The 21,368-nt window shown below is 38.7% G+C and carries 23 protein-coding genes; 12 read left to right on the top strand and 11 right to left on the bottom strand.

The window, feature by feature from the left end; genetic code table 11:
* Position 1 precedes the first annotated feature (1 nt).
* The 7 genes from trpB (at position 2) to odhB (ending at position 8,857) form a co-directional block, all read left to right on the top strand.
* Positions 2-1,219: a tryptophan synthase subunit beta gene (gene trpB / locus H0185_RS08065; RefSeq protein ID WP_221872869.1), complete on the top strand. Its 1,218-nt coding sequence runs from the start codon at positions 2-4 to the stop codon at positions 1,217-1,219.
* The gene (gene trpA, locus H0185_RS08070; RefSeq protein ID WP_221873089.1) at positions 1,206-1,976 is read left to right on the top strand and encodes a tryptophan synthase subunit alpha; all 771 of its coding nucleotides are present in this window, start codon (positions 1,206-1,208) and stop codon (positions 1,974-1,976) included. Before trpB ends, trpA begins: the two co-directional genes overlap by 14 nt.
* A 319-nt stretch (positions 1,977-2,295) precedes the next feature.
* The gene (locus H0185_RS08075; protein WP_221872871.1) at positions 2,296-2,859 is read left to right on the top strand and encodes a hypothetical protein; all 564 of its coding nucleotides are present in this window, start codon (positions 2,296-2,298) and stop codon (positions 2,857-2,859) included.
* Positions 2,860-2,968: 109 nt separating this feature from the next.
* Complete coding sequence (gene mnmH / locus H0185_RS08080) at positions 2,969-4,042, top strand: tRNA 2-selenouridine(34) synthase MnmH (protein ID WP_221872873.1); 1,074 nt, start codon at positions 2,969-2,971, stop codon at positions 4,040-4,042.
* 167 nt (positions 4,043-4,209) lie between these two features.
* A complete protein-coding gene (locus H0185_RS08085; protein WP_221872875.1) occupies positions 4,210-4,446 on the top strand; it encodes a hypothetical protein in 237 nt (78 codons plus the stop codon).
* A gap of 295 nt (positions 4,447-4,741) precedes the next feature.
* Complete coding sequence (gene sucA, locus H0185_RS08090) at positions 4,742-7,561, top strand: 2-oxoglutarate dehydrogenase E1 component (RefSeq protein ID WP_221872877.1); 2,820 nt, start codon at positions 4,742-4,744, stop codon at positions 7,559-7,561.
* Between the two features lie 15 nt (positions 7,562-7,576).
* Positions 7,577-8,857, top strand: coding sequence for a 2-oxoglutarate dehydrogenase complex dihydrolipoyllysine-residue succinyltransferase (odhB, locus tag H0185_RS08095; protein ID WP_221872879.1), 1,281 nt, complete (start codon positions 7,577-7,579; stop codon positions 8,855-8,857).
* A 146-nt stretch (positions 8,858-9,003) separates the two neighbouring features.
* Here odhB and sda read toward each other — a convergent pair whose 3' ends face one another.
* The gene (gene sda, locus H0185_RS08100) at positions 9,004-9,138 is read right to left on the bottom strand and encodes a sporulation histidine kinase inhibitor Sda (protein ID WP_221872882.1); all 135 of its coding nucleotides are present in this window, start codon (positions 9,136-9,138) and stop codon (positions 9,004-9,006) included.
* Between the two features lie 301 nt (positions 9,139-9,439).
* Here sda and H0185_RS08105 point away from each other — a divergent pair, with 301 nt between their 5' ends.
* The 3 genes from H0185_RS08105 to H0185_RS08115 all read left to right on the top strand — a co-directional run bounded on the left by H0185_RS08105 (position 9,440) and on the right by H0185_RS08115 (position 10,413).
* A complete protein-coding gene (locus tag H0185_RS08105; protein ID WP_221872884.1) occupies positions 9,440-9,709 on the top strand; it encodes a hypothetical protein in 270 nt (89 codons plus the stop codon).
* Between the two features lie 211 nt (positions 9,710-9,920).
* Positions 9,921-10,130, top strand: a complete 210-nt coding sequence (locus tag H0185_RS08110; RefSeq protein WP_221872886.1) for a hypothetical protein — start codon at positions 9,921-9,923, stop codon at positions 10,128-10,130.
* A 73-nt stretch (positions 10,131-10,203) separates the two neighbouring features.
* A complete protein-coding gene (locus tag H0185_RS08115) occupies positions 10,204-10,413 on the top strand; it encodes a DUF6501 family protein (protein ID WP_221872888.1) in 210 nt (69 codons plus the stop codon).
* Positions 10,414-10,551: 138 nt separating this feature from the next.
* Here H0185_RS08115 and yidC read toward each other — a convergent pair whose 3' ends face one another.
* The 8 genes from yidC to modA all read right to left on the bottom strand — a co-directional run bounded on the left by yidC (position 10,552) and on the right by modA (position 18,211).
* Complete coding sequence (yidC, locus tag H0185_RS08120) at positions 10,552-11,313, bottom strand: membrane protein insertase YidC (protein ID WP_221872890.1); 762 nt, start codon at positions 11,311-11,313, stop codon at positions 10,552-10,554.
* Positions 11,314-11,338: 25 nt separating this feature from the next.
* The gene (locus H0185_RS08125; protein WP_221872891.1) at positions 11,339-11,617 is read right to left on the bottom strand and encodes a hypothetical protein; all 279 of its coding nucleotides are present in this window, start codon (positions 11,615-11,617) and stop codon (positions 11,339-11,341) included.
* Between the two features lie 149 nt (positions 11,618-11,766).
* Positions 11,767-12,351 (bottom strand): biotin transporter BioY, encoded by a 585-nt coding sequence (locus tag H0185_RS08130; protein WP_221872893.1) that lies wholly within the window; start codon positions 12,349-12,351, stop codon positions 11,767-11,769.
* A gap of 164 nt (positions 12,352-12,515) precedes the next feature.
* Entirely contained in the window at positions 12,516-13,256 is a 741-nt protein-coding gene (gene pflA, locus H0185_RS08135; RefSeq protein WP_221872895.1) for a pyruvate formate-lyase-activating protein, read from the bottom strand.
* Positions 13,257-13,314: 58 nt separating this feature from the next.
* On the bottom strand, positions 13,315-15,540 hold the full coding sequence (gene pflB, locus H0185_RS08140; RefSeq protein WP_221873090.1) for a formate C-acetyltransferase: 2,226 nt from the start codon (positions 15,538-15,540) through the stop codon (positions 13,315-13,317).
* 415 nt (positions 15,541-15,955) lie between these two features.
* Positions 15,956-16,408, bottom strand: a complete 453-nt coding sequence (locus H0185_RS08145) for a cupredoxin domain-containing protein (RefSeq protein WP_221872897.1) — start codon at positions 16,406-16,408, stop codon at positions 15,956-15,958.
* 361 nt (positions 16,409-16,769) lie between these two features.
* Positions 16,770-17,423, bottom strand: coding sequence for a molybdate ABC transporter permease subunit (gene modB / locus H0185_RS08150; RefSeq protein WP_221873091.1), 654 nt, complete (start codon positions 17,421-17,423; stop codon positions 16,770-16,772).
* Positions 17,423-18,211 (bottom strand): molybdate ABC transporter substrate-binding protein, encoded by a 789-nt coding sequence (gene modA, locus H0185_RS08155; RefSeq protein WP_221872899.1) that lies wholly within the window; start codon positions 18,209-18,211, stop codon positions 17,423-17,425. The genes modB and modA overlap by 1 nt, the downstream gene beginning before the upstream one ends.
* A gap of 188 nt (positions 18,212-18,399) precedes the next feature.
* On the opposite strand from modA, the gene H0185_RS08160 reads away from it, so the two are divergent.
* The gene (locus H0185_RS08160; protein ID WP_221872900.1) at positions 18,400-18,531 is read left to right on the top strand and encodes a YuzL family protein; all 132 of its coding nucleotides are present in this window, start codon (positions 18,400-18,402) and stop codon (positions 18,529-18,531) included.
* Between the two features lie 89 nt (positions 18,532-18,620).
* On the opposite strand, the gene H0185_RS08165 is transcribed toward H0185_RS08160, so the two are convergent.
* Positions 18,621-20,237, bottom strand: coding sequence for an ABC-F family ATP-binding cassette domain-containing protein (locus H0185_RS08165; RefSeq protein ID WP_221872902.1), 1,617 nt, complete (start codon positions 20,235-20,237; stop codon positions 18,621-18,623).
* Positions 20,238-20,523: 286 nt separating this feature from the next.
* Between H0185_RS08165 and H0185_RS08170 the strand changes: the two genes are divergently transcribed.
* Entirely contained in the window at positions 20,524-20,667 is a 144-nt protein-coding gene (locus H0185_RS08170; RefSeq protein ID WP_221872904.1) for a hypothetical protein, read from the top strand.
* Positions 20,668-20,739: 72 nt separating this feature from the next.
* On the opposite strand, the gene H0185_RS08175 is transcribed toward H0185_RS08170, so the two are convergent.
* Complete coding sequence (locus H0185_RS08175; RefSeq protein ID WP_221872906.1) at positions 20,740-21,342, bottom strand: SCO family protein; 603 nt, start codon at positions 21,340-21,342, stop codon at positions 20,740-20,742.
* Positions 21,343-21,368: the final 26 nt, after the last annotated feature.

Here is a 21,368-nt window from a genome sequence, read left to right on the forward strand (position 1 = left end):
AATGAAAACTGAAACACCAATCTACTCACTACCAGATGCTAGAGGCCATTTTGGGCAATATGGTGGCCGTTATATTCCCGAGACGTTGATGCAATCTGTTATTGAATTAGAAGAAGAATATGACCGTGCACAGGCTGATCCCGAATTTCAAACCCGACTGAATGAGTTGTTAAAAGAGTATGTTGGTAGGGAGACTCCCCTCTATTATGCTGAAAATTTGACTGCCCATGCAGGAGGAGCAAAAATTTACTTAAAACGTGAAGATTTGAATCATACCGGAGCGCATAAAATTAATAACACAATCGGTCAGGCATTGCTTGCACAAAGAATGGGAAAAAGAAAAATTGTTGCTGAAACCGGAGCAGGACAGCATGGTGTTGCTACAGCTACAGTATGTGCCCTATTAAATCTTGATTGCGTGATTTTTATGGGAGAAGAAGATATAAGAAGGCAGCAGCTTAATGTCTTTAGAATGGAGCTTCTTGGCGCAAAGGTAGTCAGTGTTAGCGGTGGCAGTGGAACATTAAAAGATGCTGTTAATGAAGCGCTTCGTTATTGGGTAGCGCATGTGAACGATACCCATTATATCCTAGGTTCTGTAATGGGACCTCATCCATTTCCGAAAATGGTGCGAGACTTCCAGAGCGTGATAGGGAAGGAGACGAAGGAACAGTATTTGGAAAAAGAAGGAAGATTACCTGAAGCCCTTGTTGCCTGTATCGGCGGTGGAAGCAATGCAATGGGCATGTTTCATCCCTTTGTGAATGATGGAACCGTTAAAATGTATGGTGTGGAGGCAGCTGGACTTGGAGTCGACACGGACCGTCACGCTGCTTCTCTGACAAAAGGCAAACCAGGGATATTACATGGGGCAATGATGTATTTGCTTCAGGATGAGGATGGTCAAATTCAAGAAGCTCATTCCATTTCAGCTGGACTCGATTATCCTGGAATTGGACCAGAACATAGTTATCTGCATGATATAAAACGAGTAAAATATGAATCTATTACCGATGATGAAGCCTTGGAGGGTGTCCGACTTTTATCTAGACTAGAAGGTATTATTCCGGCGCTCGAAAGTGCACATGCAGTTGCATATGCAGTGAAACTAGCAGCTACAATGAGCAAGGATGAAGGAATCGTGATTTGCTTATCTGGTCGAGGGGATAAAGATGTCCAAACAATTAGAGAGCGCTTGGGAGGAGATTTACATGTCTAGAATACAAGAGGTCTTTCGTGATAGGAATCAAAAGGCTTTCGTACCTTATATTATGGCAGGGGACGGAGGACTTGAAACACTTAGAGAAAAACTACTGTTTTTACAAGAAAATGGCGTTGATGCTGTTGAGCTGGGCATTCCATTTTCAGATCCAGTTGCAGATGGACCAACCATTCAAAAAGCAGGAATACGAGCGTTAGAAGCGGGAGTAACCTTAACAGGGGTGCTAGAGACCATTCAATCCTTCAAGCATGAGATCAATATTCCGCTTATCCTAATGACCTATACCAATCCAGTTATCGCATTTGGTATTGAAAGTTTTGCCAAAAAGGCAGCACTAGCAGGTATTGATGGATGTATTATCCCAGACCTCCCGATTGAGGAGGAAGAATTATTTGTGCCTTATATCGAAGCAGCTGGGATGGAATTAATTCGCCTTGTTACCATAACAAGCCCAGAGGATCGAATTCGAAAAATTACAGCTAGAGGAAATGGCTATGTGTATGCTGTGACAGTTGCAGGGATAACCGGGGCAAGGTCAGGGTTCCATTCGGAGTTAGGGGATTTTCTGGCAAAAGTCAAAAATGCGAGTAGACTACCGGTACTAGCAGGTTTTGGGATTTCAACACCTGAACATGTCCGAGAAATGAATCAGCATTGTGATGGGGTGATCGTGGGAAGTAAAATAATCGAACTATTTGATGAAAATAATTTAGAAGAAATCAAAAAGTTAATTCTAGCAGCTAAATCAGGATGACAACGAAAACAGTTGAGGCGATGGAACCTCAACTGTTTTTTTATCTTGTTTCATACAAAAAGCGGGAGTAATTTTAACATTATTTCTCGGGAAAGCGCAAAAATAGACAAGGAGAAACAAGAACTACAGAAGTAGGGGAGTTTCGTACAGATTGCTGTCGAAATTTAGCGTTGAGTTTTTTAGTAAAACGTGCTCTTTGTTACAGTTTTTCCAAGTTTTGTTCATTATACTATTCCTAAATTCCAACTTTTATAGTTACAGAATGGTAAAAACATGATTTTAGTAGTAGGTTTATATAGGTGTAAGGGAATGTGACCCGATGAATGTATATGAGGAAATTATTATGATACTTGAAAAAAAAGGACCAGCGACAATTCCATCTATTTGGGAGGAGATAACCAAACTTGGTAGCATAGAGGACATTTCCTTTGACACCACTCATCTCAAATCCATTATTGGGTTACAAAAAGAGTGGTTTCAGGTAAAGGGAGAGGTGGTAACTCTTCGTCCAGAAAGAGATATGGTCAAGTTAACATTTAGTCAATCTAGGCATCCTGGTCCAGAAGTTAAAATTAGTGTTAATTTTATCAGAAATACCTTTGTTTTCTTAGAGTGGCATTTTAATGGAACAAAAGCTGCTACTAGTTTGCCTCATCATAAGCATGGAAGTGTCAGTGAGTTTAAAAAAGCCCTTTATTCACTGCATATATGGAATTGGGAGAAAGACTATCAATCAGATGGAATCATCGTGGATGGGATAAGTTGGTCGATTGTGTTAGAAACGAAAGGAGCATTATATCGGAGCGAAGGGCTAGAAACCTTTCCTAAAGAGTGGAAAAGTTTCTATCGTTCTTTAAGACTTCTTACTGGTGTAGCTTTCTAGTAGGACTTACCCTGTTAATGGGGGCACTTGCAATCCTTGTAAAGAAGGTGTAAAATAGTGGAGTTTTAGCGAGAATCATTTTAACTCCCTTGGAGGATTGATTTAGTGTATGGTAGATATTACTGTAGAAGAACTTATAACATCCGATAAATATGTGCCTGTGGATGTTCGGTCGCCAATTGAACATGAAGAGGCATCTATTCCTGGATCCGTAAATATACCTTTATTCACAAATGAAGAACGCCAAGAAATTGGTATCCTATATAAACAATCTGGAGATCAGGCAGCTAAATGGCGAGCCATGGAAATTGTCTCTCCTAAGCTACCTTCTTTGCTTCATGAAATAAAAAATTTAGAGGCTACCGGAGTTAAGCCTATAATACATTGTTGGCGTGGAGGGTCGCGAAGCAAAGCAGTTGCTTCATTTTTAGAGTTCTCTGGTATTCCATCAATTAGGCTAGCGGGTGGATACCGGGCTTATCGAGAATATATATTGGACAAGATCCCAAAAGTCCTTCCTAGTAAAGCGGTCGTTTTGCACGGGTTAACTGGTACCGGAAAGACTGATATTCTTAAAATATTACAAGATAAAGGTTTTCCGGTTGTTGATTTGGAAAAAATGGCAAATCACCGGGGCTCCTTATTTGGAACAATTGGAATTGGCGATGGACACAATCAAAAGACCTTCGATGCACTATTGTTTCAACGATTACATGAGATAAACGGTTCAAAATACTTTATCGTCGAAGCAGAAAGTAAGCGCATTGGTCGCGCTGTACAGCCTGATTTCATGATGGATTTAAAAAAGACCGGAACGCATTTTCTTATTCAGTGCTCTTTAGAAAATAGGGTTGATAGAATTTATGGGGAGTATGTTGACCCTTATAAAGAAGAACAATGGTTTCAGGATGAAGTAATTGAAAAGGTAAAGCGGATTGAAAAACGTTTAAAAAGTCCTGACTTGGTTCAATCTATTGAAGAGGCAACACAAAATAAAAACTATAAAAAGGTAATTTCGATTCTTTTGGAGCATTATTATGATCCCCGGTATAATCATACAATTAAAGATTATATTGGTGAATTTATTACCATTAATGGGGATTCTTCACCTACAGCTGCTGCTGAAATTGAAAAGCACCTTGAACAGCTTCTTCCAACCAAAACAATGGTCAGAACAGAATAGTCATATTTAAGGTGTGGGGCTGATAAACGCTCTACACCTTTATAAATTTCAGTTAAAAAAGCAAACTAAGCCCCTAATAAAAATTCATTAAATTGTCACATAAATATTCCGAATTTTTTGTATATAATAAAGATAACACATCGTTATATAGGAGGAATGAACACACAATGCGCGAATCAAAAAACTGTCATCATCGCTTTTCAGTCCATGAAGAGAATCTTAGTTTTTTAACTGATGATGGTGTCGATGTATTTGTTGCCGGTGCAAGATTCCAAAAAACAATCAGCTGTGGCCATATGGAGACTCCCTACGAGAACAATGATATGTTGGTTTCTTGCTTGATAGAAAAAAGGAATGAATCCACAACTCCTAAAAGTTTATATTTGAATCTAATAAACTTCTAATTTATTTTCCCGGGCATTTTGCTCGGGATTTTTTTAGTAAAAAATGGGTTGAAGTCAGGTAAGTGCTGGTCTTTGTGTAAATCTTAAAATACTATTAATTAGATATTTTCTTGCGATAAGGATTTTTCGGAAAAATGTTTTCACTGTTTATGTGTTTAAAACCTTTGTACTAAAGAGAAAGCAATGGTAAAATAGCTATGAAAACGGTTATCCCCTGAATTTTAACATTTTTCATATTTTTAAATTCAGTCTAGATGCCGCGCTCAACTATATACGAATGGTAGGGGAATTTTCTATGAGTAAACCTGACACCAGTCAAGGGTTCTTGTCTGGTTTTCACGGTCCGAATTTGGGGTATATTGTTGAACTATATGAAAGATACCTCGAGGATCCGAATTCCATTGATCCAGAAGTAAAGGAATATTTTGATCAGGGAAACATTCCTACATTTGAACTGGGTACCAAAACTAGTGAAAATGTTATTGAAAATCTTCAGGAAAGTAATACTGAAAAAATAATTGCTGCTATTCGATTAGCAGACCATATTAGGGGTTACGGTCATTTATCTGCTAATGTGTTTCCTTTGGAAAAACCCAAAAAGGATGCACGCATTGAACCAGAGCAGTGGGGACTAACCAGGGCTGACTTGGAAAAAATTCCTGCCAATCTGATTTGTCCAGATGCACCCGCAAATGTACGAAATGGTGCAGAAGCTATTGACCATTTAAAAGAGGTTTATACAAGTACTATTGCGTTTGAATATCACCAGGTTCATGACGTTGAAGAAAAAAACTGGTTGCGTCAAAGAATTGAGAATGGACGATTACTCCCATCCTTAAAAAGTAAAAAAAAGCTAGCTTTATTAAAGCGTTTAACTGAAGTAGAAGAGTTTGAGAAGTTTCTCCATCGAACATTTGTTGGACAAAAGCGTTTTTCCATTGAAGGGCTAGACACAATGGTCCCATTAATTGATGAAGTCATTTCAGAGGCAGTCAAGGATGGAGTCGAAACGGTTAATATTGGGATGGCCCATCGTGGTCGATTAAATGTGTTAGCACACGTTCTTGAAAAACCATATGAGATGATTTTCGCTGAATTCCAGCATGCACCAAATAAGGAACTTGTTCCTTCTGAGGGTTCAGTGGGGATTAACTTTGGCTGGACCGGGGATGTAAAATACCACCTTGGCTTGGACAGACAGATTAAAACAGAAAGTACAGCAAATGTACGTTTAACATTAGCTAATAATCCTAGTCACCTTGAATTTGCTGGAGCGGTTGTTGAAGGCTTTACAAGGGCCGCTCAGGAAGATCGGGATTTACCAGGCTATCCAAAGCAATTTGCTTCAAAGGCTCTTGCCATCCTAATTCATGGGGATGCTGCATTTCCAGGACAGGGAATTGTTGCAGAGACCTTAAACCTTAGTCGTTTAAAAGGTTATAACACAGGTGGTACGGTCCACATCATTGCAAATAACACAATTGGGTTTACAACTGAATCGAGCGATTCCCGCTCAACAAGATATGCTAGTGATTTAGCAAAAGGGTTTGAAATTCCGATTCTACATGTTAATGCAGATGATCCAGAAGCGTGTGTAATGGCTGCTTTGTTAGCAACTGACTATCGAGCAAAGTTTGGTAAAGACTTCTTAATTGATTTGATTGGCTACCGACGTTATGGCCATAACGAGATGGATGAGCCAATGACAACCAACCCATTGCTGTACAAAATCATTCACCAGCACCCAACACAAAAGTCCGTTTATGCGGAGAAGTTAAGAAAAGAAGGGGCTATTCAGGATGAGCAACTAGCAGCTATGGAGGCATCTGTTGTAGATAAGTTGTCTACTGCGTATGAGAAGGTACCGAAAAAGAGCGAACATGACTTAAGTGAGGTTGAAGTACCTCGAATCGTTGAAAAAGGCTTGCCAAGAATTCAAACGGCGGTTCCACTTTCTACGCTAACTCAAATCAATGAAGACTTATTAAACTGGCCAGAAGGTTTTAAAGTTTTTGGTAAGCTCGAACGAATCCTAAAAAGACGCCAAGGGGCTTTTGCTGGAGATGGAAAGGTAGATTGGGCACTTGCAGAGTCTATCGCCTTCGCATCGATTATTGCAGATGGTACTCCTGTCCGACTTTCAGGTCAAGATTCTGAAAGAGGAACATTCGCACATCGTAACATTGTGTTGCACGATCCGGAGACAGGAAAACATTTCTCTCCTTTACACACTTTACCGAATGCAAAGGCTTCCTTTGCGGTACATAATAGTCCGCTCTCAGAAGCTGGAGTTCTAGGTTTTGAGTATGGTTATAATGTGTTTTCACCAGACACCTTGGTTCTCTGGGAAGCGCAGTATGGTGATTTTGCAAATGCTGCACAAGTCATCTTTGATCAGTTTATTGCTGCAGGTAGAGCTAAATGGGGACAGAAATCTGGACTTGTTATGCTTTTGCCACATGGATATGAAGGGCAAGGGCCAGAACACTCAAGTGGTCGCTTCGAACGATTCTTGACACTTGCGGCTGAAAACAACTGGACGGTTGCAAACCTAACGTCAGCAGCTCAGTATTTTCATATATTACGGAGACAGGCTGCCATTTTAAATGAAGAGGTTGTTCGTCCTCTTGTATTGATGACACCAAAAAGCCTCCTTAGAAACCCAGTGGTTGCTTCGAATCCTTCTGAGTTCAGTGAGGGTGAATTCCAGTCTGTTATTAGCCAGCCAGGTTTAGGTTCTGACTTTAATAAGATTGAGAGAGTTGTGCTTTGTACAGGAAAGATTGCCATTGATCTTGCTGAAAAAGTGAACCCTGTAGAACATGATTGGCTTCAGATTTTAAGAGTAGAAGAAATCTATCCATTCCCATTTGAATCTCTTAAGCAACAATTTGAACAATTCCCGAACCTAAAGGAAGTTGTCTGGATTCAAGAAGAACCAAAGAATATGGGGGCTTGGACGTTTGTAGAGCCACGAATTAATAAAACCCTTCAGGGAGATATACAAGTTAAGTATCTAGGGCGGAGGAGACGATCTAGTCCAGCTGAAGGTGAACCGGATATCCATAAAATCGAGCAAGCTCGTTTAATCGAAGAAGCACTAACCAGAAAGTAAAGGAGAGGACTTAAGGTGGCAGAAATCAAGGTGCCAGAATTAGCAGAAACGATCAGTGAAGGAACAATTGCCCAATGGTTAAAAAAACCAGGCGATTATGTAAGTAAAGGGGAATATGTGGTCGAGCTTGAAACAGATAAAGTAAATGTAGAAATTATCTCAGAGCAAGAGGGTACCCTTACAGAATTGAAAGCGAATGAGGGGGATACAGTTCAAGTAGGGGAAACCATCGCCATCGTGAGCGAGGGAGGCTCTTCAGTGGTTGAAACTGAACAGGTGTCTGAGAACAGCTCTAAGGATCAAAATGAGTTGAAAACAGAAGCTCCTGTAAGCGAAAAGCAAGAAAGTGAGAGTCTGCAAACCAAAAAGAGTGAAAGAGTCATTGCCTCTCCTGCTGCTCGCAAACTTGCAAGGGAAAAAGGCATTGATTTAAGTGAAATTCCTGCAGTCGATCCTTTAGGTCGCGTCCGTAAACAAGATGTAACCAATTATGATCCTGAAAAAGCTAAACAGGCAGCTTCGACACCGAACCAAGCACCTAAGCCTGAAACACAGGCTAAACCTGCTGTACAAGGGTCTGTAGCCGAAAATGGAAAACCTGTCGAAGTAGTAAAAATGTCGCGACGCCGTCAAACTATTGCGAACAGACTTGTTGAGGTTCAGCAGAATGCAGCGATGTTGACAACATTCAATGAGGTCGATATGACAGCGGTAATGGACCTAAGAAAGAGATGGAAGGATCGTTTTTATGAGGAAAATGATGTTCGCTTAGGCTTTATGTCATTCTTCACGAAAGCTGTCGTTGCTGCGTTGAAGAAAACTCCTTACTTGAACGCTGAAATTCAAGGCAATGAGATCCTTATGAAGAAATACTATGATATCGGAGTGGCAGTTTCAACTGATGAAGGACTTGTTGTTCCAGTTATCCGGGATGCAGATCGAAAAAATTTCTCTGAAATTGAAGGAAATCTTGTTGAACTAGCTGAGAAGGCTAGAACGAATAAACTTTCCTTAGCGGATCTTCAAGGTGGTACATTCACGATAACGAATGGCGGGGTATTTGGTTCGTTATTATCTACGCCAATTCTAAATGGTCCACAGGTTGGAATTCTCGGAATGCATACCATCCAGCTCCGTCCTGTCGCAATTGATAAAGACCGAATGGAAAACCGTCCGATGATGTATATTGCCCTTTCCTATGACCATCGTATTGTTGATGGGAAAGAAGCTGTTACATTCTTGAAAAAAGTGAAAGAACTAATTGAAGACCCAGAATCCTTATTGTTTGGGAGTTAATAATGGACCCAAAGCATTAGCTTAATTTACTTGCTAATGCTTTGGTTTTTTTTGTTGGGGAGGTTTTGTTTAAGCGAATCTGTTTTTTTTTTTTCTAATGTTTGAAATTAAAAAAGCCGCAAAATGCGGCAAGTCTAGGAAAATAGTTAACGTGTTTTTATAGGTTTTAAACCGCGACGAGAAATTTCGTCTTTTAAGATTCTTGCCCATTCCTTATCCTGCTCCGACTTCAACGCATCACGATATGAGACCACCAATTGTTCATTGCTCATAATTTTCATTTGACGTCCTCCTCAGAAAGAATGGTTAGACAATTCAGATATTATTAAGTTTTAATTAATTGTAAAGGTTTACAAATGATTTGAAAACCCTTTTTTAAAATTTTCAATAAAAGTAATGAAGCTGTTATAAAGGAAAATGATACTTAAAAAATAATTGCCGTATGTGAACAAAATGTTCTTTTAAATATGAACATTTTGTTACAACTCAAAATGTTTTTACAATTGGAGACCTTTACTCTCTATAATAAATATATAGACATTTATATATTTCAATAACTAACAGGATGTAGGGGGAGTCTTAATGAAGTGGTTTTTTGTTGCGTTATTATCACTGTTTGGCTTCCTGTTTTTGGAAAAAGGAATCGAACTTTGGACTGTAATGGATCAGGTTGATGCTAAAGGTATAGCCATTAACTTTCTAGGGATAGAAATCAGCGAAACGGTTCTGAAAGATAAGATTCCTAGTTTTGCATTTGGTTTTACTGTTGCCGCTAGCATACCTATAGTAGTCGCTATCAATCTAGCAATCAAATCGACAATAATAAAAGAAAAAAATCGCACTATCGTTTAAGCCTGGACACTTCTGTTCAGGCTTTTTCATTGTTGAAGCATCAGCATAAACATAATGTTATTAGGAGTAAGCGCGAGTTAAGGATTAAATAGCTCAATTATTAGATACGTATATGCTATATATTAATAGCTTGCATAGGTTTAAACCAAGCAATAATTGTGGTAAAGAACAATACAAATCATGAAGGAAATTTTGAGGAAGAGGGATTGAAATGAACCTATTTACTGAAAATGGAGTTTATGAAGTGGTTTATCGAGGCACTCACTTTTCCCTTTTACGCTTTATCAGAATGGATTATATTTGTGATGTTCGTTATGTAACATTAAAGAATATCATGACAGGTGAAATGTATACCTTTGATTATGCGGGTATTGTTGGTATCCGTGAGATAAGTGGTTCTATTCAAGCATATGCCAGCTAAGGAAATTAATGTTGCGTTTTGATGGTTTTCTTCTTTATACTATATGATAACGAGTATAAAGGAGTGCAAAATAATGATTCATTTAAATTGGCAAGATCGTCAAACTGTAAAAAGGGTAAAATGTGTGCATACAGATGCAAATAAATATATTGTAAACAGGGTTTTAACTCCCGGGAAAGTATATGATGTAAAAAATGAAACAGAAGAATTTTATTTTATCATTGATAACTCCGGGAAAGTAGGAGGCTATTATAAAGATTATTTTACTGAAGGAAATGAATAAGGGTGCTACAGCATCCTTCCATAGATAAAAAGGGTTCCGAAAGCTTCGGAACCCTTTTTCACTTTGTTGGATTAACCATACCGGTTAATGAAATTTATTAGATCTGGCCTTTTATTAATGCCTATTATATCGACGCATTCATTCTGGTTGTGCGTTGTATTCAACAGGTTTTGGTTGATACAATTTTCTTGATAGCATGTTTTGAAGGATTAAAAATAGTCCGCCAACAGCCCAGTAAAGTGGAAGCGCTGCAGGGGCATTAAATGAAACCATCATAATCATAAACGGTGACAACAATCCGATGTATTTCATTTGCTTTTGTTGTTCTGAAGGCATTGTAGGCTGAGATAGTTTAAACTGAAGAAAATAAACAATTCCGGCAATCGCAGTCATCCATATGTCGGAATGACCGAGATCAAACCAAAGAAAGGAGTGAGTCGCGATTTCTTGAGAGCCGATAATCGCGTAATACAGACCCATTAATATTGGCATTTGGATTAACAATGGTAAACAGCCCATATTCAACGGGTTAATGCCGTGCTTTTGATATAGAACCATCATTTCCTGCTGTAGACTACGTTGTTCCTCGGGATCTTTTGTTTCTTTTAATTTCACTTGAATCACTTCAAGTTCTGGTTTAACCAATTCCATCTTTTCTTTTAGTAATTGCTGATTTTTATATTGTTTTAACATGAATGGCATTAACAGCAATCGAAGTAAAACGGTTAGAATAATGATGGATAATCCAAAGCTACCTCCAGTAAACTCAGCAAACAAATGGATGAGTCGTTCAAACGGCTGTACAAACGTAAAATGAAAGAACGACGGATTTTCCAGGGATGATTGGCACCCTGTTAAAACAAGTGAAATGACTGTTAAAGTGAATAATATCTTTTTCATTTTTCTCCTCCTAAATAGTGAAATGTTAAAATTGGAGAAAAATGGACATATCTTCTTCAGGAGCAACCTTCATCTTAATTTTCCTTAGGATCAGGATGTGCAAATCGATGGCTAATTCTGCCTGATATTTATAAGCTGAAGCAGATTCAGAAAGTAGATAAATGTCATGTCTTAGTGGTGACTCAAGAAGTGGTGTTTCAACATTTATCAACCAAAGAACTTGTAAAGCAACTGTTAAGAAAAGGGCTATATACAAGGTATAAACTGCAGTAAAATCATAGCTTTGTACGTATAATTCGAACAAATGGGTCACCTCAGCATGGTTAAAGGAATTGCATACGAAAAGTTTATTACGAATGAACTTGATTTTTTGATATGTAATAATACGTACGAGAACGATGAAAGTTTCATCGGGATAAAAAAACCATGGAAAGGAAATTCCACGGTAAAAGCTTACACGGATTTAGGAAGATTAGATGGTCGCTGAACAGTATAAAGAAGGTTCGCTTTTGCGAGGCGATGTCTGACCGTTATGCCAATCCATGACGCCAAGGCTGCCTTTATTAATCCGACAGCAATGAATGGAACGAACCCGCCCATTAACGCTGCTGTCCAAGATAGCTCTGCAGACACTTTTAGCCATGTTGTTCCAAAACATAAGGTAATCAGCATGCCAATTGTGTTTGCAATCATGGCGTATTTAAACGTGTACGCTGTTTTTTCAAGCATCCATCCAATAAAGAGTGAAGTGGGGATAAACCCTACTAAAAATCCTCCTGTTGGTCCAACGACAACGGAAAGACCTGCGGACATTTCTGCAAATACCGGTATCCCGGCTGCTCCAATTAATATGTAGAGAATCACTGAAATAGTCCCGTATTTTGCCCCTAAGATGGTTGCTGCTAGACCAATCGCAAGCGTTTGGCCGGTAATCGGGACAAGTGGTAGTGGGATCGTTATTTGTGCTAGTATCCCGATTATGGCGGCGAACAGTGCAGTTACAATCATCATTCTCAATTTTATCCGTTCTTTCGTCATGAGAAGATTTCCCTCCTTAATTTAAGTTAACTTATTTTAATTTAGGTTAACATATATATAATGTAATGTTTTCTGAAAAATTTGTCAACAACTTTTTGAAAACCTGATAAGGAGGGAAAGTAAAAAACAGCAGAGTCACACGGAGGTGAGTCTGCTGCTTTTATTTAGATAAACTGTACTTCAGCAGTTAGAAGCTGATAGGCTCTTTCAACGGACTCCTCGGAAGGCGGTTCTACATCTTGCAATGGGTATTCCAGTCCAAGTGCCTCCCATTTATAAACACCGAGTTTATGGTAGGGAAGGATTTCAATTTTTTTGACATTTTTCAAAGTACCAATAAACTTACCGAGTTTTTCAAGATCTTCTGTTGCATCAGTTGTACCTGGAACAAGAACATGGCGAATCCACACTGGCACCCTTTTATCGGAGAGATGACGGGCGAAGGTGAGAATATGTTCGTTTGTGAGTCCTGTCAATTTTTTATGTTTTTCCCGGTCGATATGTTTAAGGTCGAGCAAGATTAAATCGGTATACTTCAATAACTCCTCAAGCTGTTGTTGAAAATGGTCATTGGTAGAGTAACAGCCTCCAGATGAATCAATTGTAGTATGGATGCCTAATTTCTTACATTCTTTAAAGAGTTCAATTAAGAATGGGATTTGTAAAAGAGGCTCACCCCCGCTTACAGTAATTCCACCGCCAGATGCTTCTATGAAGGGAAGGTAAGTCTTTAAATCATCAATGATTTCAGAAACAGACATTTGTTTACCTGTTCCGATTTCCCAGGTATCTGCATTATGGCAAAACTGGCAGCGAAGCAGGCATCCCTGCGTAAAAACGATATACCTTATGCCTGGACCGTCTACCGTGCCCAATGTTTCAATTGAATGAATGTTTCCGATCATGATGAAAAACCCCTTTCGAATTATATGTGGAAGCGCCTGGGCGCTCCCGCATATTTAATTACATAGTTTCATGGAACGTACGATTAATTACATCTAGCTGTTGTTCACGAGTCAACTTGATGAAGTTAACTGCATAACCGGATACACGAATGGTTAGCTGTGGATACTCTTCTGGATGCTCCATCGCATCTAATAGTGTTTCACGGTTAAAGACGTTTACGTTTAAGTGATGTCCTGTTTTAGCAGCATAGCCGTCAAGGATAGCAACTAGGTTTTTAATTTGAGCATCTTCTTCTTTTCCAAGTGCTTTTGGCACGATCGAGAAGGTGTTAGAAATCCCATCTAATGCATACTCATAAGGAAGCTTCGCTACAGATGAAAGAGAAGCAAGTGTGCCTTTGGTATCACGGCCATGCATTGGGTTCGCTCCTGGTGCAAATGGTTCGCCTGCACGGCGGCCATCAGGAGTATTACCTGTTTTCTTTCCATAAACAACGTTTGATGTAATGGTAAGAATAGACATTGTATGCATAGATCCACGGTAAGTTGGATGCTTTTTAAGTTTCTTCATGAAGTTTTGTACAAGCTCAACTGCAATGCTATCAACACGGTCGTCATTGTTTCCGTATTTAGGGAAATCGCCTTCTGTTTCAAAGTCGACAGCAAGACCGTTTTCGTCACGGATGACTTTTACTTTTGCGTGTTTAATAGCACTTAGTGAGTCGGCTACTACGCTTAGTCCAGCAATACCAGTTGCCATTGTGCGTAGGATTTCCGTATCATGAAGAGCCATTTCAATGCGCTCATAGCTATATTTGTCATGCATAAAGTGAATGATGTTTAAGGTATTGATATATAAGCCTGCAAGCCATTCCATCATATTGTCGAAGCTTTCCATTACTTCATTGTAATCAAGGACATCAGATGTAATAGGCTGGAATTTAGGTCCAACTTGGATTTTAAGCTTTTCATCTACACCACCATTAATGGCATAAAGAAGTGCCTTTGCAAGGTTGGCGCGTGCTCCGAAGAACTGCATTTGCTTACCGATTTCCATAGCGGATACACAGCAGGCAATTCCATAGTCATCGCCATATTCCGGACGCATGATATCATCATTTTCATATTGGATTGAGCTAGTTTTAATAGACATTTTTGCACAATACTTTTTGAAGCCTTCAGGTAGCTGAGTTGACCATAACACTGTAAGGTTTGGCTCAGGAGCTGGTCCAAGATTATCAAGAGTATGCAAGAAGCGGAAAGAGTTCTTTGTGACAAGAGCACGTCCATCTAGAGCCATACCACCAATAGACTCTGTTACCCAAGTTGGGTCCCCACTGAATAACTCGTTGTAATCAGGTGTTCTAGCAAATTTAACAAGACGAAGTTTCATAACGAAATGGTCAACAAGTTCTTGCGCTTCTTGTTCTGTTAAAGTACCACTTGCGATATCACGCTCTACATAGATGTCTAAGAATGTAGATACGCGACCAAGACTCATTGCCGCACCGTTTTGTTCTTTAATTGCAGCAAGGTAAGCAAAGTATACCCACTGGAACGCTTCTTTTGCATTTGAAGCTGGTTTGGAAATGTCAAAACCATAGCTCTCGGCTAGTTGTTTTAATTCATTTAAAGCACGGTATTGTTCAGAGATCTCTTCACGAAGTCTGATGGTATCTTCAGTCATAATCTTACTTGTTGATTCATGAGCTTTTTTCTTTTCAGCCATTAAGAAGTCTACTCCGTAAAGAGCTACACGACGATAGTCACCAATGATTCGTCCACGACCATAGGCATCAGGAAGACCAGTGATGATACCTGCTTTACGCGCTAAAAGCATTTCTTTTGTATAAGCATCGAAGACACCTTGGTTATGAGTTTTACGGAAATCAGTGAAAATCTTTTCAACTTCCTTGTTCAATTCATAGCCATATGATTCAAGAGCAGCTTTGGCCATTCTGATTCCGCCGAAAGGCTGCATAGAACGTTTGAATGGTTCGTCCGTTTGAACGCCGACAATGGTTTCTTTGTTTTGATCTAGATATCCAGGGCCGTGAGAGGTAATCGTAGAAACAATTTCGGTATCCATGTCATAGACACCACCATTGTCACGTTCCTTTTTCGTTAATTCCATTACTTGCTTCCAAAGTTCATTTGTTGCAGGGGTTGCTTCTGCAAGGAATTCATCATTCCCGTTATATTGTGTAAAGTTCTTTAGAATAAAATCACGTACATTGATTTCTTTTTGCCATGTTCCGCCAGCAAACCCTTTCCATGGTTCCATTTTAGTTTCATCTTTAACAATCGTTTGTACCATTTTATCTTCACCTCGGGAAACGTTTTTTTTATATATAACAGTTACTACACTTATATCATACTACGACTGAAACAGATATGCTGTGACGAAATTGTGAAATTATGAACAACACTACAGTGTAGAGGTTTAATTATGTTTAAATAATAATGTTTCTAAAACTGTACTATAATTGCTTTTTGGTATTTTCATACTGTTATATAGAAGAGAGCAGTAAAATAACCAATCTTCTACTGTGATTACAGTATATCAAACAACGTTTGCACTATATATAAATGGTTATGAACCTTTTGTGAATAGATATAAAAGCACAAAAAAACAGGAGAAGTTCTCCTGTCTTTAGATGATCACTCTGCATAGATTTTATTTTGCGCCAATGCAAGCTTTAATCCACCACTATATAAGCAATCATTGGTCCATTGTTATTTTTGTCTTGATGAACAGTACAAATAAGGCGATAAACCCCGTCTTCTTTAAATTGGACAGGGACAACGGTTTCTTCACCTTTTTTCACTGTTCCCTTAATATCTGTCCCTTCAATTTCAAAAGGGTGCTCCATTCCATTAATTCCGTAAATATTAAGTACTGCTTTTTCACCTTTTTCAAGGAAAATCACTCCAGGATCCCAGCGATAGGATTCAATTTCTTTTCCTGATTCAGTAACTGTTTTAAATTCACCAGTTACAAGATGAATTTCTCTCATCTTTTCTCCTGCATTCGGGCTAACAACGGTTTCCGCTTCTGGTGACCTTAAAAACCATAGGGAAGCACTAGCTGCCACTATTGCCAAGATGACGATTAAAAATATGCTTTGTTTTTTTATTACATAAAATCGCATTGGCTCACCTCCTCTGACTTGTCCTTGGTCTATCATATGCTGACTACTAGTGAAAACTTGTCTACTATTTAAAAAAGCTGTTTAGGAAAATAGGTGTTACGAATATTCAGGAGACGGTTTCAGGGTAATAAGACGAGAGGGTCACTAATGAGCTCAAATCAAAGGACGTTAATCTTCTAGAGTAGTTGGAAGAAAATGCAGTAAAAGAGCGAAGCGGATGAAGGGGTTAACGATTGAAAAATGCAAAATTAATAAAGAGGAGGTAGAAAGATAGGTAAAGACCAAATCAATTTTGATTTGGTCTTGGATTAGTGTTTATCGTAAACTTCTATAGAAATTGGATTAACAAATGTCACTCTCACTAGTTGAGCAATCTAGTTGTAAGGAGCATGATGAAAGAAATCGCCATAATGACGCTGACCCAAAGCCAAGCTGCCTCCATGTTCCCGGATTCAAAGGCTACATAGATGGCGGTTGGCATCGTTTGTGTTTTACCGGGAAGGTTACCGGCAAACATCAGAGTAGCCCCAAATTCTCCAAGCGCCCTTGCAAAACTTAGTATTACACCTGCTACAAGTGCTTTCACAGAAAGGGGAAGCGTAATGTAAAGAAAGACCTTCCACTCACTAGCTCCATCAACACGGGCGGCTTCTTCAGCCCTCATATCTACGGAAAGAAAACCAGTCTTCGCTGATTGGTACATCATTGGGAAAGCAACCACCGCAGCGGCAATCACAGCAGCTTGCCAAGTAAACATAATTTGTTGACCAGAAAGATTTTCAATAACTGATCCAATGAGGCTGTTTCGTCCTAATAACATGATTAATAAGAATCCAACAACAGTAGGGGGGAGTACAAGTGGCAGCAAAAGGATGGTTTCAAGAAAAACCTTGCCTTTAATTTTCTTTCTTGACATCCACCTTGCGATTAGGATCCCAAATACAACCACAATGAAAAGAGCAGCTGCTGCAGTTTGCAGTGATAAAACAATAGGAGACCAAAAGCTAGCATTCATCATTCATTACCTACTAGTCTAAATCCATATTTTTTGTATAACTGTGTCGCTGTTTCTGAATGAAGGTATTCATAAAAGGTGATTGCCTCTTTTTTATGGTTTGTTCCTTGTATAATTCCAACCGGTAGGATAATCGGGTCATGGAGACTCGGGTCGACAGTCGCAATGAGTTTAACTTTATCCGATAGTATAGCGTCTGTGTGATAAACAATTCCTGCATCGACATTTTCTGTCTCCACATATGAAAGTACTTGTCTTACGTCCTTGGATGGAATCAGTTTTGTTGATAGTTTGTCCCATATTTGCAGGTGTTGTAGAGTTTGTTTTGCATACTGGCCTGCTGGTACAGTTTCCGGTGTTCCAATGGCGATTGTGTTAATTTCATTGTAAACAAGGTCAGGAAAGTCTTTGATTTCAACCGTTGAATTTCTAGGAGTCACTAATACTAGTTCATTTCCTAATAAATCACTGCTATAGCTAGAGTCAATTAGATCTCGTTCTATGAGTTCATCATATTTGTTTTCAGCAGCAGAGAAGAACAGGTCTACTGGTGCCCCTTGTATAATCTGCTGTTGTAAAGAACCAGAGCCCCCAAAGTTTACAAGTAAATTAATTTGTGGATGTTCTTCTTCAAATAGTGTTTCAATTTCAGTAAGTACATTGTTTAGGCTAGCGGCGGCTGAAATGGTTAATTCAATTGGTTCATCGTTTTCAACTAGTTCTTGGCCACAGCCTACTAAAGTAAATACAAGTAGAAGGGGAATTAAAAATAGCCTGTTCATTTTCATTATGTATTCATCCTTGAAAGTTTAATTTACGCATTGTCTATTATAACGAAGTCCATAAAAAAAAACTGCCCCTTGGGCAGTTTTTATAGGATTTTGTCTTAAAGTACCCCTCGTTGTGCGCAATTATTCCTTGAAAATTAGTATATATTTAACCCTTATTAGTGAAAAGTAAATAGGGAGGTGTGAATATGTCTAAACATAAAAAGAACCCAGCAACCATCGGTTTAAACTCTTCTCAAGTAGAGGGGCAAGGAACTACGAATCAAGAAACAGGTCGAGTAAAGGCACCGTCTTCAAGGAACAAGCAGAAACAACAATAAAGTACAGAAAGAAAAGAGCTCGGAGTTTCCGAGCTCTTTAAACTTAGTAAATATAAAAGTGCTCTAGTTTAAGTAATGCTTCCTTTATCCTAATACATCTGAGCAACTTGTTGTTGAATTTCTTGATTATCTAGATACTCGTCATAAGTCATTTGTTTATCGACTAATCCAGAAGGCGTAATCTCAAGAATACGGTTCGCGATTGTCTCAACAAACTGATGGTCATGTGAAGAAAAGATAATCGATCCCTTGAAATTAATTAACCCATTGTTTAAAGCAGTTATCGACTCTAGGTCTAAATGGTTAGTAGGTTCATCTAATAGGAGTACGTTTGAACCTGATAGCATCATTCTAGATAACATACAACGTACTTTTTCTCCACCTGAAAGGACACTAGGCTTCTTCAACACTTCGTCCCCAGAAAACAGCATTCTTCCCAAGAATCCACGTAGGAAACTTTCGCTATCGTCCTTTGGTGAAAACTGACGTAACCAATCAACCAAACTTGAATCATTGCCTTCAAAGTACTTTGAGTTGTCTTTAGGGAAATAAGCTTGGCTGGTTGTAATTCCCCATTTGAAACTACCGCTATCCGGTTCCATTTCCCCCATAAGAATTTTAAAGAGAGTTGTTTTTGCAAGCTCGTTTTTGCCGACGAGAGCAATTTTGTCATCTTTATTCATTACAAAAGAAATGTTATCGAGAACCTTTTCACCATCAATGGTCTTTGAGAGACCTTCTACTCGTAACAAGTCATTTCCAATTTCACGATCAATAGTGAAATTGACATACGGATAGCGTCGTGACGATGGTCGTATATCATCAAGCGAGATTTTATCAAGCAATTTTTTTCTAGAAGTAGCTTGCTTAGATTTAGAGGCGTTTGCACTAAATCTTGCAATAAACGCTTGAAGTTCTTTAATTTTTTCTTCCTTTTTACGGTTGGCATCCTGGGCCATTCTTGTAGCTAATTGACTAGACTCGTACCAAAAGTCATAGTTACCCACATAAATCTGGATTTTACCAAAGTCAAGGTCAGCAATATGAGTACAAACTTTGTTTAGGAAGTGACGGTCATGAGAAACAACGATAACGGTGTTCTCGAAATTAATTAAGAACTCCTCAAGCCATTGAATAGCTTTAATGTCTAAATGGTTTGTAGGCTCATCTAGAAGTAAGACGTCTGGCTTTCCAAATAAGGCTTGAGCAAGAAGGACTTTAACCTTTTCGGATCCGTCAAGGTCAGCCATTTTTTTATTATGAAGTTCTTCGCCAATCCCTAACCCTTTCAGGAGAATGGACGCCTCAGAATCTGCTTCCCACCCGTTTAATTCAGCAAACTCACCTTCTAGTTCTGCAGCTCTCATGCCATCTTCGTCTGAAAAATCTGCTTTCATATAAATAGCATCTTTTTCCTGCATAATTTCATACAATCTACTGTGTCCCATAATAACCACTTTAATAGCTTCCACATCTTCGTATTCAAAGTGATTTTGCTTTAATACAGCAAGACGTTCACCAGGAGTTAAAGCTACATTACCAGCTTGTGGTTCAATCTCTCCAGATAAAATCTTTAAAAACGTAGATTTTCCGGCACCATTGGCACCAATCAATCCATAGCAATTTCCAGGGGTAAACTTGATATTAACATCTTCAAATAGCTTGCGGTCTCCGTACCTTAAGCCAACATTATTTACTGTAATCATGAATAGCCTCCAATTATATAATCCAAAGCATTATACCATATTGTAGCGAACAAGGTGAATTCTTTCGCTAAATGTTGGTAGGATGAATGGAAAATTGGGGGGTTATGGGGGGCTCTTAGGGAAGTGCATAACATGAGGCATAATCAACAGTTGTTTAACCAACATTTCTAGAAAAAGGTAAATTATGATGGATATCATGATTTTTTTCAATTTTTTTGCTCAACTTCACACATTTTTCATAAATTTACGTTAAAATGGAGACAAACAGGAAGTAGAAGGGGTTTTTATGATGGCGAAGAAGCAGCTGGTCGAATTTGTGAACCGACTCAAGGAGTCAGGGATAAAAGTCAGTTTTACGAAACCAAAGTCTGAATTTTTCTCACTACAGCAAAACGAGAAACATCCTACTGTTAAAATGAACTTGAATTAACCTAACCATATTTTAAATATTTATATTATGAAATAAAAGAGGCGTGAGATTTTAACTAATCTCACGCCCATTTTATTTTAATTCTTTCATAATTTTGTTATAAACGTCATCCTTATTAAACTCTTCCCCCATTGGGAATTTCTTAATAAATTTATTATTTTCATCAACTAGATAGGTGAAAGTGGTATGAACGAAAAAGCCGTTTCCTGGATCGCGATATTGGAACTGGAAGGTGTCAGCCAACTCTTTGATTGTTAGTTGTTCTTCTTTGACCTTTGTTGGGTCTCCTGTCAGCATTAGCCAATTTCCATCATCTTCTATTTCGAAGGAGTCCATATATTTTTGCATGACATCTGGTGTATCACGGTAAGGGTCAATTGTCACTGTTAAAAACTGAACCTTTTCTCCATATACTCCTTTAGCTTCAAGATCTTGTTTTAAGAGTTTCATTTTTTGAGTGGTTGTTGGGCATACATCCGGGCAATGTGTATAGATAAACTCAACTAACTTTAAGCTTTTCTTTTCATCGCCGAAGCGGTAGGGTTGTTTCTCTTGTGTAACAAGCGTGATGTCCTCTGGTATTTGAGCGCTTGCATCTCTAATTAGAAAGAAGGATATTCCGGAAGCAATGCCGATGATTACAATTAGTCCGCAAATTAAATATATTTTTTTCATATGGGTAACACTCCGTTTCTATTTTG

Source organism: Mesobacillus maritimus (assembly GCF_019749255.1).
In the GTDB taxonomy this organism is placed as follows: Bacteria; Bacillota; Bacilli; order Bacillales; family Cytobacillaceae; genus Mesobacillus_B; species Mesobacillus_B maritimus_A.